We start from the raw sequence: 12,607 nt of genomic DNA, 5'->3' as shown, positions 1-12,607 counted from the left end.
CCCCCGCTGAACGAAAGGTCCCACACCGCACCATGAAGACCATCACCCACTGGATCGGCGGCAAGCCCGTCGAGGGCACCTCGGGCCGCTTCGGTCCGGTCTACAACCCGGCCACCGGCGCCCAGGAGAAGCAGATCGCGTTCGCCACGGTCGACGAGGTCGACACCGCGGTCGCCACCGCCAAGGCCGCGTTCGAGAGCTGGGGACAGAGCTCGCTCGCCAGGCGCACGGCGATCCTTTTCAAGTTCCGCGAGCTGCTGGACGCGCACCGCGACGAGATCGCCGAGCTGATCACCGCGGAGCACGGCAAGGTGCACTCCGACGCGCTCGGCGAGGTCGCGCGCGGCCTGGAGATCGTGGAGCTGGCCTGCGGGATCTCCGAGAAGCTGAAGGGCGAGCTGTCCACCCAGGTCTCCACCCGGGTCGACGTCGCCTCCATCCGGCAGCCGCTCGGCGTCGTCGCCGGCATCACGCCGTTCAACTTCCCGGCGATGGTCCCCATGTGGATGTTCCCGATCGCCATCGCGACCGGCAACACCTTCGTCCTCAAGCCGAGCGAGAAGGACCCCTCGGCCTCCTTCCGCCTCGCCGAGCTGCTGGCGGAGGCGGGCCTGCCGGACGGCGTGTTCAACATCGTCCAGGGCGACAAGGTGGCCGTGGACCGCCTCCTGGAGCACCCGGACGTCACGGCGGTCTCCTTCGTCGGCTCCACCCCGATCGCGAAGTACATCCAGCTCAAGGCGGTCGAGCACGACAAGCGCGTGCAGGCCCTCGGCGGCGCCAAGAACCACATGCTGGTCCTGCCGGACGCCGACCTGGACTTCGCCGCCGACCAGGCGATCAACGCGGCGTACGGCTCGGCGGGCGAGCGCTGCATGGCCGTGTCCGTGGTCGTGGCGGTGGGCGACACCGGTGACGAGTTGGTGGCGAAGATCGCCGAGCGCGCGAAGAACCTCCGCATCGGCCCCGGCGACGACCCGGCCTCGGAGATGGGACCGCTGATCACACGCGAGCACCGCGACAAGGTGGCGTCGTACGTGACGAGCGCGGCGGAGCAGGGCGCCGAGGTCGTCGTGGACGGCACCGGGTACTCCGTGGAGGGCCACGAAAACGGCTTCTTCATCGGCGTGTCGCTGCTGGACAAGGTGCCGGTGACGGCGGACGCGTACAAGGACGAGATCTTCGGCCCCGTCCTGTGCGTGGTGCGCGCGGAGACGTACGACGACGCGATCAAGCTGATCAACAGCTCCCGCTGGGGCAACGGCACCGCGATCTTCACCCGGGACGGCGGCGCGGCCCGCCGCTTCCAGCTGGAGGTCCAGGCGGGCATGGTCGGCGTCAACGTGCCGATCCCGGTGCCCGTCGGCTACCACTCCTTCGGTGGCTGGAAGGACTCGCTCTTCGGCGACCTGCACATCTACGGCAACGACGGCGTCGCCTTCTACACCCAGGGCAAGGTGATCACCACGCGCTGGCCGGACCCGGCCGACGGCGGCATCAACCTCGGGTTCCCCAGCAACTCCTGATGAGAGCGGCAGCCGGTGCGGGAGCGGGTCTGTGGTCTCCCGCACCGGCCGCACTCTCCCCTATTGTCAGGACAAAATGATGACAAGTGTTCCGGTCAACCACTCGGCGGCATATTCTCCCCCCGTGACCACTGCCGCACCCGAAGCCCTCGACTTCGCCCTGGACCGCAGCAGCCCGGTCCCCCTCTACTACCAGCTGGCGCAACAGCTGGAGGCGGCGATCGAGCACGGGGTGCTGGGCCCGGGCAGCCTGCTGGGCAACGAGATCGAGCTCGCCGGTCGGCTCGGTCTGTCCCGGCCCACGGTGCGCCAGGCCATCCAGTCGCTGGTCGACAAGGGCCTGCTCGTCCGCCGCCGGGGCGTGGGCACGCAGGTGGTGCACAGCCAGGTCAAGCGCCCCCTGGAGCTGAGCAGTCTCTACGACGACCTGGAGGCCGCGGGGCAGAAGCCCGCGACCCTGGTGGTGCGCAACGAGGTGGTGCGAGCGTCCGCCGAGGTCGCGGCCGCGCTGGGGATCGCCGAGGGCGGCGACGTGCACCACCTGGAGCGCCTGCGCCTGGCCCACGGCGAGCCGATGGCGTTCCTTTCCAACTACGTGCCGGCCGGCCTGCTGAACCTCGACACCGACCGGCTCCAGGCCACGGGCCTGTACCGGATGCTGCGGAGCGTCGGCATCACCCTGCACAGCGCCCGGCAGACCGTCGGCGCCCGCTGCGCCACCGCGGAGGAGGCCGAGCGGCTGGGCGAGCCGGAGGGCGCGGCCCTGCTGACCATGCAGCGCACGGCGTACGACGACACCGGCCGTGCCGTCGAGTACGGCACCCACATCTACCGCGCCTCGCGCTACTCCTTCGACTTCCAGCTGCTGGTGCGGCCCTGACTGCTGGTGCGGCCCTGACCGGCCGGGCTCACGCCAGGTCCACCCAGGTGCGCCGCTCCGCCGAGCGGCTCATGGCGTCCAGCGCGGCGGCGCTGCGCACGGCGTCCTCCAGGGTCGGGCCGTGGGCGGTGCCTTCCGCGACGGAGCGCAGGAAGTGGTACGCCTCGATGACCTTGAGGTCGTCGTAGCCCATGGCGTTGGCCGAGCCGGGCTGGAAGGCGCCGTACTCACCGTGGCCGGGGCCGACGTAGAGGGTGCTGACGGGCTGGTCCTGGTAGGCCGTACCGCGACTGACGCCGAGCTCGCCCATACGGCGGAAGTCCCAGAAGAGGGCGCCCTTGGTGCCGTGGACCTCGAAGCCGTAGTTGTTCTGTTCGCCGACCGAGACCCGGCTCGCCTCCAGCACGCCGCGGGCGCCGGAGGCGAAGCGCAGCAGGCAGTCGACGTAGTCCTCGTTCTCCACGGGGCCCGGCTCGCCGCCGGTCGCTCGGGTGTGGCCGGCGGTGGCGCCGGTGGGGCGGGCGCGTTCTGGGATGAAGACGGCCGTGTCGGCGGCCAGCGACTCGATCTCGCCGAGCAGGAAACGGGCGAGGTCCACACCGTGCGAGGCGAGGTCGCCGAGGACTCCGCTGCCGCCGCGCTCCCGCTCGTACCTCCAGGTCAGGGCGCCCTCGGGGTGGGCGGCGTAGTCGCTGAAGAGGCGGATGCGGGCGTGGGTGACGGTGCCGATCTCACCGGAGGCGATCAGTGCGCGGGCGGTGGCGACGGCGGGCGCGGCCCGGTAGTTGAAGCCGACCGTGCCCTGCACACCGGCCTTGGCGACGGCGCCCGCGACCGCGCGGGCGTCCTCGGCGGTGAGGCCGACCGGCTTCTCGATCCAGATGTGCTTGCCCGCCTCGGCCACGGCGACGCCGATCTCGCGGTGCAGGAAGTTCGGGGCGGTGACGCTCACCGCCTTGACCCGTGGATCGGCGGCGATCTCACGCCAGTCGCGGACCGCGGTGGCGAAGCCGTACTGAGCGGCGGCCTCCTCGGCACGTCCGGGCACCTCATCGGCGACCGCGACCAGTTCGGGGCGCAGGGGCAGCTGCGGGAAGTGGTGCGGCAGGCGGACGTAGGCCTGGGTGTGCACCCGCCCCATCCAGCCGAATCCCACGACGGCGACGCCGAGCGTACTCACCATGACTGCCCCTCTTTGGACCGTTCCAGACCGTGCGCGGCCCACACTGAAGGGCATATCTCCACTTGTCAATCCCTTTGACAAGGACGTCCGCCGTATGGAACGGTCCATACATGAGACCGCCGACGATCCGCGATGTGGCCGACCGGGCCGGAGTGTCCAAGTCGCTGGTCTCCCTGGTGCTGCGCGGCTCCGATCAGGTGCGCCCCGAGAAGCGGGCGGCGGTGCTGGCCGCCGTCGAGGAGCTGGGGTACCGGCCCAACGCCGCCGCGCGCAGCCTGAGCGAGCGCCGCACCCGCACGGTCGGCGTCCTGCTGAACGACATGCGCAACCCCTGGTTCGTGGAGCTGCTCGACGGCCTGAACTCCCGGCTGCACGACGCCGGTCTGCGCATGCTGCTGGCCGACGGCCACCTCAACCGGCGCCTCGGCGAGGATCTGACCCGCACCTTCACGGACCTGCGGGTCGATGGGCTGATCGCCGTCGGCACCCTGCCGCCCTCCGAGGCCCTGCGCCAGGCCGCCGCCCGCATCCCCACCGTCGTCGCCGGGGCCCGGGAGCCCGAACTGCCCGCCGTCGACATCGTCGCGAACGACGACGAGCACGGCGCCCGCCTCGCCACCGAGCACCTCATCGGTCTCGGCCACCATCGCATCGCCCACATCGCCGGGCAGGGAGTGGTCGGCGCACTGCGCCGGCGCAGTTTCGAGACCGTGATGCGGGAGCACGGCCTCGAGGACTCGGCGATCGTGGAGCAGGGCGACCTGACGGAAGAGGGCGGCTACCGGGCCGCGATCCGCCTGCTCAGCGCCCGCCAACGCCCCACGGCCGTCTTCGCCTTCAACGACATCGCCTGCGTCGGCGCCCTCTCGGCGGCGGAGGAGCTGGGGCTGCGCGTGCCGCGCGACCTGTCCCTCGTCGGCTACGACAACACCTACCTCTCGCGCCTGCGGCACCTGTGGCTCACCACGGTGGACAACGGCAGCCACGACGTGGGCCGCCGCGCCGCCGGGCGCCTCCTGGACCGCATCGCCGACCCGGGCCGCCCGGCGGAACTGGTCCTGACGACACCGGCGCTGGAGGTGAGGGGGACGACGAGCGGACCATCGGCCTGACACATGCCTTCCGGCACCGCGGCGGCCGGGTGCGGCCCGGTCAGCGTCGCGCAGCGCGCGGCAGCGTCAGTTCGAACCAGACCGTCTTTCCGGCGCTGGTCCGGCTGGTCCCCCACTCGCGGGCCAGCGTGCTCACCACGCGCAGCCCGCGGCCGGACTCGTCACCGGGTCCGGCGCTGAGCAAGGTGGGCAGGGTGTGGTCGTCGTCGTCCACCTCGCACAACAGGGTGTCGCCGCGCACGAGGCGCAGTTCGACCGGGCGGCCGTGGGAGTGCCGTACGGCGTTGGTGACCAGTTCGCTGACCATCAACTCGGTGTTGTACGCGAGCGTGTCGAGCCCCCACCCGTGGAGCTGTTCGCGGACCACCGCGCGGGACCGGCCCACCTCGGCGGGGTGCAGGGTGAACCGCCACACGGCGACGTCCTCGGGCTCGATGCCGGCCAGCCGGGCCATGAGCAGCGCCACGTCGTCCTTGCGGCCGCCGCACGTGTTGAGGGCGCGGATGATCGTGTCGCAGGCGTCGTCCATGGAGGCCGCAGGGTGCGCGGCGGACTCGCACAGCGTGGCGAGCCCGACACCGATGTCCTCGCCGCGCACTTCGACCAGTCCGTCGGTACACATCACCAGCCGGTCGCCGGGCGACACCGGCACCCGTACCGACTCGAACGGCACCCCGCCGACGCCGATCGGCGCACCCGTGGGCAGGTCGAGCAGTTCACTGCGCCCGTCCTCCGCGCGGACGATCACCGGTGGGATGTGGCCGGCGTTGGCGAGGTGCAGTTCGCTCGCGATCGGGTCGTAGACGGCGTACAGACAGGTCGCGAGGTAGGTGTCGCCGAGCCGCTGGGCGAGGTCGTCGAGGTTGCGCAGCAGCTGGGCGGGCGGCAGGTCGAGCGCGGCCATGGTCTGTACGGCCGTACGCAACTGGCCCATCATGGCTGCCGAGTTGAGCCCGTGCCCCATGACGTCGCCGACGACCAGGGCGGTGCGGGCGCCGGGCAGTTTCACGGAGTCGAACCAGTCGCCGCCGACGCGTCCGAGCAGGGTGCCCGGGAGGTAGCGGGTGGCGATGTCGCAGCCCGTCATGCGCGGTGCGATGTGCGGCAGCATGCTGTCCTGGAGGGTCTCCGCGACGTTCTCCTGGTACGTGTACATGCGGGCGTTGTCCAGCACGAGGGCCGCGCGGGCGGCGAGTTCGGCACCGGTGACACGGTCCATGTCGTTGAACTCGGGACGCTCCGGATGACGCATCAGCGCCATGAAGCCGAGGACCACCTGGCGCGCCTTCAGCGGCACGATCAGCATGGAGCGGTGGGTGATGAGGGGCCGGATGTCACGCTTGTCGAACTGGGAGGCGATGGCGTGCCCCATCTCCTCGCTGATGCGCGGGATGACAACGGGATCGCCGGTGGTCATGCACTGGAAGAAGGGCGTCTCGGCCGGGAACGGCATGGCCTCGCCGACCGGCACGACGTCCTCCCAGCGGCCCGGCTCGTCGGTGTGCTCCAGGGCGACCCGGTGCCACATGGTGGTGGTGTCGGGCACTCCGTCGGGGAACCCCTCGCCGGCGACGACCTGTTCACGAAGATACGTGCAGGCCACGTCCGTGAAGCGGGGCACCACGGCCTTGCTGACCTCGATGATGGTCTGCGCCAGGTCGAGGGAGGTGCCGATCTTGCCGCTGACCTCGTTGAGGAACTCCAACCGCTCGCGTACCGCGGCGTACTCGATGTCCTCGCCCTCGTCCTGAACGTCCTGCGGCACCGGTTGCCCTGCCGCCACGGCGCGCGCCGCCCGCTCCCGGCGCGCCCTGCGCTCCGCGCGCCGGGGCACACCCCAGTCGGGGGTGACGGGCACCCGGTCGTTCTGGCTGAATTCCAGGATCGGATAGCCCAGTTCGAGGACCTGCGAGACGATGCGGGCGCTGTCGCCGACGCTCATGCTGGGCAGGATCTCCGGCAGCCTGCGGGCGAGTTCCTCGGCGCCGGGGAAGTCGGTGTGCAGGGCGAAGCCGGGCGCGATGCGCGGGGCGGCCCCGCCGTCGTCCTGGGGATGCAGCGCGCCCGCGTCTGCGGCCAGCACCAGCAGCCGTTCCGGGCCCGGACCGACCAGGGGGTACGCCCACCACAGCACGTCCACACGCTCGGTGCCGGGCACGGAGAGCCGGGCGCGCCCGGCGGCCGGGTACGACAGCCGTCCGTCGAGCGAGGACTCCAGGTCGGGGCCGAGTCCGTCGTACGCCACGTACGCCCCGTAGGGTCCGGGGTCCTCACCTTCGGGCAGGGCGCCGGAGACGGGCAGCAGGTCGACGGCGGGCCGGCCGAGCGCGTCCTCCCTGGGGATGCCGAACAACCTCCGCGCACCACGGCTCCAGTGCGAGACCAGCCCCTCGCGGTCCACCACGACCACGGCCAGCGGGATACGGCCGGCCGCGGCGTACTCCGCCGCGCCGTGCCCGGCCGAGGCGCCCGTCTCGGTGCCGTGGTCCATGGCCCAGGCCCTTTCTCCCCGCGTGCAAGATCCGTGCCTCACGAACACGGTACGGCCCCGCCCGGTCGCGATGTGCGGCAATACGCGAATTGGTCACAGACGTCGTCAGTCCGAAGATGTGGGCGGCCGGGCCTGACGCAGGGCGGCGGCCACGAGGCCTTCGAGGGCCTCACGCGGCACTTCACCCCCGCTCACCAGCCGGTCGAAGACCAGCCCGTCGATGCAGGTCAGCAGGGTGTGTGTGCGGTTCTCGACGTCCGGTACGCCGTGCCCGGCGAGGAACAGCCGGACGGCCCGGCGACCGGCGTTCTCGCGCGGTACGAGGATCTCGCGCAGCTCCGGGTCGCGCGCGCTCTCGACGGCACAGGCGTACCGGGCGAGCGAGCGGCGCCGGCCGTCGCCGGTGAGCCGTCGACGGGTGAGCAGCACCATGCCGTTCACCAGTTCCTCGGCAGTGCGCAGAGGTGGGAGCTGCTCGGCCGTCGTCTGCAGTTCCGCCTGGTCGAGTTGCACCAGGCGTGTGACGAGTCCGGTGAGCAGCGCGGCCCGGGTGCGGAAGTACGCCGAGGTGGTGCCGGTCGGCATGCCCGCTCTGCGGTCGACTGCGCGGTGGGTCAGGCCGCGGATCCCTTCGTCGGCGAGTACGTCGAGAGCCGCGTCCGCGAGGAGGGTGCGCCGATCCGTGGCCATGGTTCCTTTCTACACCTGTAGTACTTCGGATAAGGTCGGCCTTCTACAGTTGTAGAAGGCATGGGGGCTCGCCATGGGCGACACGGCAGTGGTCATCGGAGGGGGCATCGGCGGACTGGCCGCCGCGATTGGCCTGCGCCGCATCGGCTGGGACGTGACGGTCGTCGAGCGCGCGGCCGTGCTCGACGACGCGGGCGCGGGCATCTCGCTGGCCGCCAACGGCCTTCGGCGCTGGACGAACTCGGCCTGGGCAAGGCGGTGAGGGAGGCCTCACAGGGCCAGTACAGTGGCGGCACCCGAACCCCGGATGGCCGGTGGCTGGCCCGGATGGACGGCAGGGCGCTGGAAGAGGCGGTCGGCACGCCGATCATGGGGATCCCTCGTGCCACCTTGCACCGTCTGCTGCGCGAGGCCCTGCCCGCCGGGACACTGCTGATCGGCTCCGAGGCCGGCCCGGTCGAGCAGACCGGCCCCCGGACGGTTCGAGTCGGCTGCGGCGACACGGTTGTGGACGCCGATCTGGTGGTGGCGGCCGACGGCATCGGCAGCAAGGTCCGCGGCCGTCTCTTTCCCGCCCACCCCGGCCCGGTCCACAGCGGCTCGACGGTGCTGCGCGCCATCACCGAGCAGGCAGTCGAACTGCGCACCGACTTCGAGCTGACCTGGGGGCACGGGGCCGAGTTCGGGCACATCGCCTTCCAGGACGGGCGGGCCGAGTGGCATGCGGTCCTCAGCCTTCCCGCCGGAACCCGGTTCGCCGACCCCCTGGCCGAACTGCGCCGGCGATTCCACGACTGGCACGACCCGATACCCGCCCTCCTCGAGGCGACCCGATCCGAGGCGGTGCTGCACCACGACGTGGGCGAACTCCGCACGCCGCTCCCCTCGTACACGGTCGGCCGGATCGCACTGCTCGGTGACGCGGCGCACGCGATGACCCCCAACCTCGGACAGGGTGCCTGCCAGGCCCTGGAGGACGCGGTCACCCTGGCCGCGGCGCTCGCCGCCGAGCCCACTGTCCGGGCCGCGCTGGCCCGGTACGACGTCGAACGCCGTCCGCGCAGTCAGGCCGTCGCCCGGGCCGCCCGACAGGCCGGGAGGATGGGCCAGCAGCTCTCCCACCCCCTGGCCGTCGCCCTGCGCAACACGGCGATGCGCCTGACACCCTCCCGCACCACCGTGCGCATGATCCTCAGGCACCACGGCTGGGTCCCACCACGGCTGAGCTGACCCGGCCGGCAGCCCCGACTTGCTGTGTCCTTCCCGTCGCAGACCCTTGCCCAAGATGGCGGACCAGCCGTACTGGGCCGGCCGCGTCGCCGATCTCGGCATCGGCGCGACCCACGACGGTCCGACTCCGACCTTCGAGTCCCTGTCGGCCGCGCTCAGGACGGCCCTGACTCCCGAGACCCGTGCACGGGCAACCGCCGTGGCCGACATGATCCGCAGCGACGGGGCAACGGTGGCCGCGAAACTGCTGCTCGACGTTCATCCGTCGGGAAAGGCCGCCACTGCCCGCGTGACCCGGGGAGTCCTTCAGTCCTCGTGCCCCAACTGCAGGTCCCGCTCAGTCCGCCCGCCCCCGGCGACTTGCAGCACCGTGGCCACCGGCGGGTATCCCGCCGCGATCACCGTGTACTCCCCTGACGACAGGTCAACGAAGCGGTACGTCCCGTCGGCCCCGGTGGTCAGCGTGTCGACGACGTTGCCCGCTGCGTCCAGCAGCGTGACCCGCGCGTCCTCGACCGGCCGTCCGTCCCCCGCTCGGACCGTGCCCCGCAGCACCGCGCCGCCCGCCAGTTCGACGTCCTGCCGGGTCTCGCGCGAGGCCTGCACGGTGACCGGGAGCGCGGCCGGGCGGAATGCGGGGGCGCTCGCGGCGAGGGTGTACTCACCGGCCACCAGCTCGGTGATGACGTAGCTTCCCTCGCGTCCGCTGCGGGTGGTCGCGACCACCTCTCCGTGCACGTTGGTGAGCGTGACGGCCGCGTCGCGCACCGGGGTGCCGTCGGCCGTGACCACGCTGCCCGCCAGCCGGCCCGCGCCCCCGAGCACGACGTCCAGTTCGACCGGGCGCTCCCCGACGGTCACCGAGACGGCCTGCGGCTGATGGCCGCCGGCCGCGGCGATGAGGACGTAGGACCCGGGGCCGGGCGTGGACAGCGCGTACCGCCCGTCCTCACCGCTCGCGCCCCGCCCGATCTGCACGCCCGCGACGTCGATGAGGGTGAGCGCCGCGCGGGGGACGACGGTGCCGTCGGGGTGCTGGACCGTGCCGCAGACGGGCACGCCGGCGGCGTACGGCGCGCGCGCCTGCGGAACCTGGGCGGCGGTCGGGCAGTCGGCTGGGGCGTTGTGGGACACCAGTGGTTTCTCCTTGAGGAAGAAGGCGATGAGCAGGCCGAGGACGATGACCGGGACGAGGTAGAGGAAGATCCGCGGCATGGCCTCGGCGTACGCCTCGATGTACGCGTTCCGCAGCGTCGGCGGCAGTGCGTGGACGAGTTGCGGCGTGATGGACTCGGGGTCGGGCAGAGGGGCGCCCGCGCTCGCCGGGAGGCGTTCGCGCAGGGCGTCCGAGAGCCGGTGGGCGAACAGGGTCCCGAAGACGGCGGCGCCGACGCTGCCGCCGATCTGCCGGAAGTAGTTGTTGGCGCTGGTCGCGCTGCCGAGGTCGGCCGGGCGGACGGAGTTCTGCACGGCGAGGATCAGCACCGGCATCACCAAGCCGATACCCGCGCCGAGGACGGCCATCCAGACGCTGTACTCCAGCCGGGGCGTGTCCACGTCGAGCCGGGACAGCAGCCACATGCCGATCGCGGCGAGGACGCTGCCGAGGAGCGGGAAGGCCTTGTAGCGGCCGGTGTGGCTGATGAGCTGTCCGCTGATGATCGAGGCGCCGACGATTCCGGCCATCATCGGCAGCATCAGCAGCCCGGACTCGGTGGCGCTCGCCCCGTCGACCATCTGCAGGAAGGTGGGCAGATAGCTGGCGGCGCCGAACAGGGCGACGCCGATGACGAGACCTACCAGTGCGGTGACGTTGAAGACCGGGTCCCTCAGCAGCCGCAGCGGGATGAGGGGTTCGACGGCGAACCGCTCGACCACCAGGAAGAGGACGCATCCGAGGGCCGCGCCCGCGCCGAGCCCCAGGATGACCTGCGAGTCCCAGGCGTACTCGGTGCCGCCCCAACTCGTCAGCAGCACCAGGCAGGTCGACGTCGCGGCCAGCAGGAGGGTGCCGAGGACGTCGAGGCGGGCCTTGACGGGGGGCTTCGGCAGCTTCAGCACGGCCGTGACGACGGCGAAGGTGACCAGGCCGAAGGGCACGTTGACGTAGAAGCACCAGCGCCAGGAGAGGTGGTCCGTGAAGTAGCCGCCCAGCAGGGGGCCGGCGACGGAGGCGAGACCGAAGGCGGCGCCGATGATGCCCATGTAGCGGCCGCGTTCGCGGGGTGGGACGATGTCCGCGATGATCGCCTGCACACCGATCATGAGGCCGCCGGCGCCGATGCCCTGGAGCGCGCGGAAGGCGATCAGCTGGTCCATGGTCGACGCCCGGCCGGCGAGCGCGGAGCCGACGACGAAGACGCCGATCGCGAACTGGAAGACGCCCTTGCGGCCGAAGAGGTCACCGCACTTGCCGTAGACCGGAAGACCGACGGTCGAGGTCAGCAGGTAGGCGGTGATCGCCCAGGACATCCGGTCCAGGCCGTGCAGCTCGCCGACGACCTTGGGGAGCGCGGTGGCCACGATCATCTGGTCGAGGGCGGCGAGCAGCAGCGCGAGCATGAGCCCGACGAACACCAGCCGGATCCGGCGGGCGCCGAGCGCCACGGGCGGTTCGGGCGGCTCGACGCCGGCCGGCTCCCGGTGCGTGTCCGGGACCACGGACAGCACGGCCCGCTCGTCGTCCACGTCCACCGCAGTCGTCCCGCCCACGTACCGCTCCCCTCGTCGCGTCTGCGCCGCACATTTCTCGCATTGCGCGACAACAGGGATCAAGCGCGACGAGTCGCCCCTGAGACGGGCCGCGGAAGGTATGCGCCGGTCGGAGCGCTACAGCGCACCACTGCGCCCCGCGGAAAACCACTCGAAACGGTGAGCGCGAGAATCAGCCCGTCGACTGACGGCGCGCGCTCCGGGGAGCGGAACACCGGTCCCGAGCCCCCGGAGCGCACAGGGAGTCATGGCGGCGCGAACGACTCCCGCCGCTCGCGCCCGATGCCGTACGCCCCGTCACTTCTCCACGTCGGCGGCGAGCTTCGCGAGGATCGCGTCGTAGATCCGGGCGAGACCCTTGGGCGCGAAGGTCCGCTCGAAGAAGCCGCCGATGCCGCCGGCGCCCTTCCAGGTGGTGGTCACGACGACCCGGGACCTGCCCTCGCCGGCCGGGGTGACCCGCCAGGTGGTGACCATCGAGGAGTTGCGGTCCTTCTCGACGAGTTCGCCGTCGGTCGGCTCGCCGACCTCCAAGAGGCAGTCACGGACGCGCTTGCTGGTGGCCTGGAGCTTCCAGTGCACGAGGGTGCCCTCGCCGTCGCCGCCCTCGCGCACCTCGTACTCGCTGAACTGCTCGGGCAGCAGCCGCGCGCGGGTGCCGCTGTAGTCGGCGAGCGCGTCGAACACCGTCTCCGCGTCCGCCGCGATGGTCCGCTCCGTAGTGGCCTCGACCTGCGCCATGACCTTCCTCTTCCTGTACGTGTGATGGGGTGTGCGCCATCC

8 protein-coding genes and 2 pseudogenes are annotated in these 12,607 nt (G+C 71.8%); 5 read left to right on the top strand and 5 right to left on the bottom strand.

The features are described from left to right. The first annotated feature begins 32 nt into the window (after positions 1-32). Together ACZ7L1_RS15280 and ACZ7L1_RS15275 are read left to right on the top strand one after the other, a co-directional pair. Positions 33-1,526, top strand: coding sequence for a CoA-acylating methylmalonate-semialdehyde dehydrogenase (locus tag ACZ7L1_RS15280; RefSeq protein WP_471437468.1), 1,494 nt, complete (start codon positions 33-35; stop codon positions 1,524-1,526). A 79-nt stretch (positions 1,527-1,605) separates the two neighbouring features. Continuing rightward, a complete protein-coding gene (locus ACZ7L1_RS15275; RefSeq protein WP_471437772.1) occupies positions 1,606-2,406 on the top strand; it encodes a GntR family transcriptional regulator in 801 nt (266 codons plus the stop codon). Positions 2,407-2,434: 28 nt separating this feature from the next. On the opposite strand, the gene ACZ7L1_RS15270 is transcribed toward ACZ7L1_RS15275, so the two are convergent. Next, positions 2,435-3,589: a Gfo/Idh/MocA family protein gene (locus tag ACZ7L1_RS15270; protein WP_471437466.1), complete on the bottom strand. Its 1,155-nt coding sequence runs from the start codon at positions 3,587-3,589 to the stop codon at positions 2,435-2,437. A gap of 110 nt (positions 3,590-3,699) precedes the next feature. Between ACZ7L1_RS15270 and ACZ7L1_RS15265 the strand changes: the two genes are divergently transcribed. Further along, a complete protein-coding gene (locus tag ACZ7L1_RS15265) occupies positions 3,700-4,701 on the top strand; it encodes a LacI family DNA-binding transcriptional regulator (protein ID WP_471437464.1) in 1,002 nt (333 codons plus the stop codon). Between the two features lie 40 nt (positions 4,702-4,741). On the opposite strand, the gene ACZ7L1_RS15260 is transcribed toward ACZ7L1_RS15265, so the two are convergent. Both ACZ7L1_RS15260 and ACZ7L1_RS15255 read right to left on the bottom strand, forming a co-directional pair. After that, a complete protein-coding gene (locus ACZ7L1_RS15260) occupies positions 4,742-7,192 on the bottom strand; it encodes an ATP-binding SpoIIE family protein phosphatase (RefSeq protein ID WP_471437462.1) in 2,451 nt (816 codons plus the stop codon). Positions 7,193-7,297: 105 nt separating this feature from the next. Continuing rightward, positions 7,298-7,882 carry a TetR/AcrR family transcriptional regulator gene (locus ACZ7L1_RS15255; RefSeq protein WP_471437460.1) on the bottom strand — a complete coding sequence of 195 codons (585 nt, stop codon included), beginning with the start codon at positions 7,880-7,882 and terminating at the stop codon, positions 7,298-7,300. Between the two features lie 73 nt (positions 7,883-7,955). Here ACZ7L1_RS15255 and ACZ7L1_RS15250 point away from each other — a divergent pair. Both ACZ7L1_RS15250 and ACZ7L1_RS15245 read left to right on the top strand, forming a co-directional pair. Beyond that, positions 7,956-9,112: pseudogene (locus ACZ7L1_RS15250) on the top strand (FAD-dependent monooxygenase). A 46-nt stretch (positions 9,113-9,158) separates the two neighbouring features. Beyond that, positions 9,159-9,371 (top strand): annotated as a pseudogene (locus ACZ7L1_RS15245) (glycosyltransferase); the annotation flags it as partial. 47 nt (positions 9,372-9,418) lie between these two features. Here the strand turns inward: ACZ7L1_RS15245 and ACZ7L1_RS15240 are convergent. Together ACZ7L1_RS15240 and ACZ7L1_RS15235 are read right to left on the bottom strand one after the other, a co-directional pair. After that, positions 9,419-11,824: an MFS transporter gene (locus tag ACZ7L1_RS15240; protein WP_471437458.1), complete on the bottom strand. Its 2,406-nt coding sequence runs from the start codon at positions 11,822-11,824 to the stop codon at positions 9,419-9,421. A 297-nt stretch (positions 11,825-12,121) separates the two neighbouring features. Next, a complete protein-coding gene (locus ACZ7L1_RS15235) occupies positions 12,122-12,565 on the bottom strand; it encodes an SRPBCC family protein (RefSeq protein WP_471437456.1) in 444 nt (147 codons plus the stop codon). Between the last annotated feature and the right edge of the window lie 42 nt (positions 12,566-12,607).

The organism is Streptomyces sp. NPDC107546 (assembly GCF_055639175.1).
The sequence above is the reverse complement of the archived record's forward strand: the minus strand, read 5'-3'. Positions and strand labels throughout refer to the sequence as shown.

Bases quoted from the DNA above. Each gene is read 5' to 3' on its own strand.
- ACZ7L1_RS15280 (WP_471437468.1), top strand. From the start codon at position 33: ATGAAGACCATCACCCACTGGATCGGCGGCAAGCCCGTCGAGGGCACC.
- ACZ7L1_RS15270 (WP_471437466.1), bottom strand. From the start codon at position 3,589: ATGGTGAGTACGCTCGGCGTCGCCGTCGTGGGATTCGGCTGGATGGGG.
- ACZ7L1_RS15255 (WP_471437460.1), bottom strand. From the start codon at position 7,882: ATGGCCACGGATCGGCGCACCCTCCTCGCGGACGCGGCTCTCGACGTA.
- ACZ7L1_RS15260 (WP_471437462.1), bottom strand. From the start codon at position 7,192: ATGGACCACGGCACCGAGACGGGCGCCTCGGCCGGGCACGGCGCGGCG.
- ACZ7L1_RS15235 (WP_471437456.1), bottom strand. From the start codon at position 12,565: ATGGCGCAGGTCGAGGCCACTACGGAGCGGACCATCGCGGCGGACGCG.
- ACZ7L1_RS15265 (WP_471437464.1), top strand. From the start codon at position 3,700: ATGAGACCGCCGACGATCCGCGATGTGGCCGACCGGGCCGGAGTGTCC.
- ACZ7L1_RS15275 (WP_471437772.1), top strand. From the start codon at position 1,606: ATGACAAGTGTTCCGGTCAACCACTCGGCGGCATATTCTCCCCCCGTG.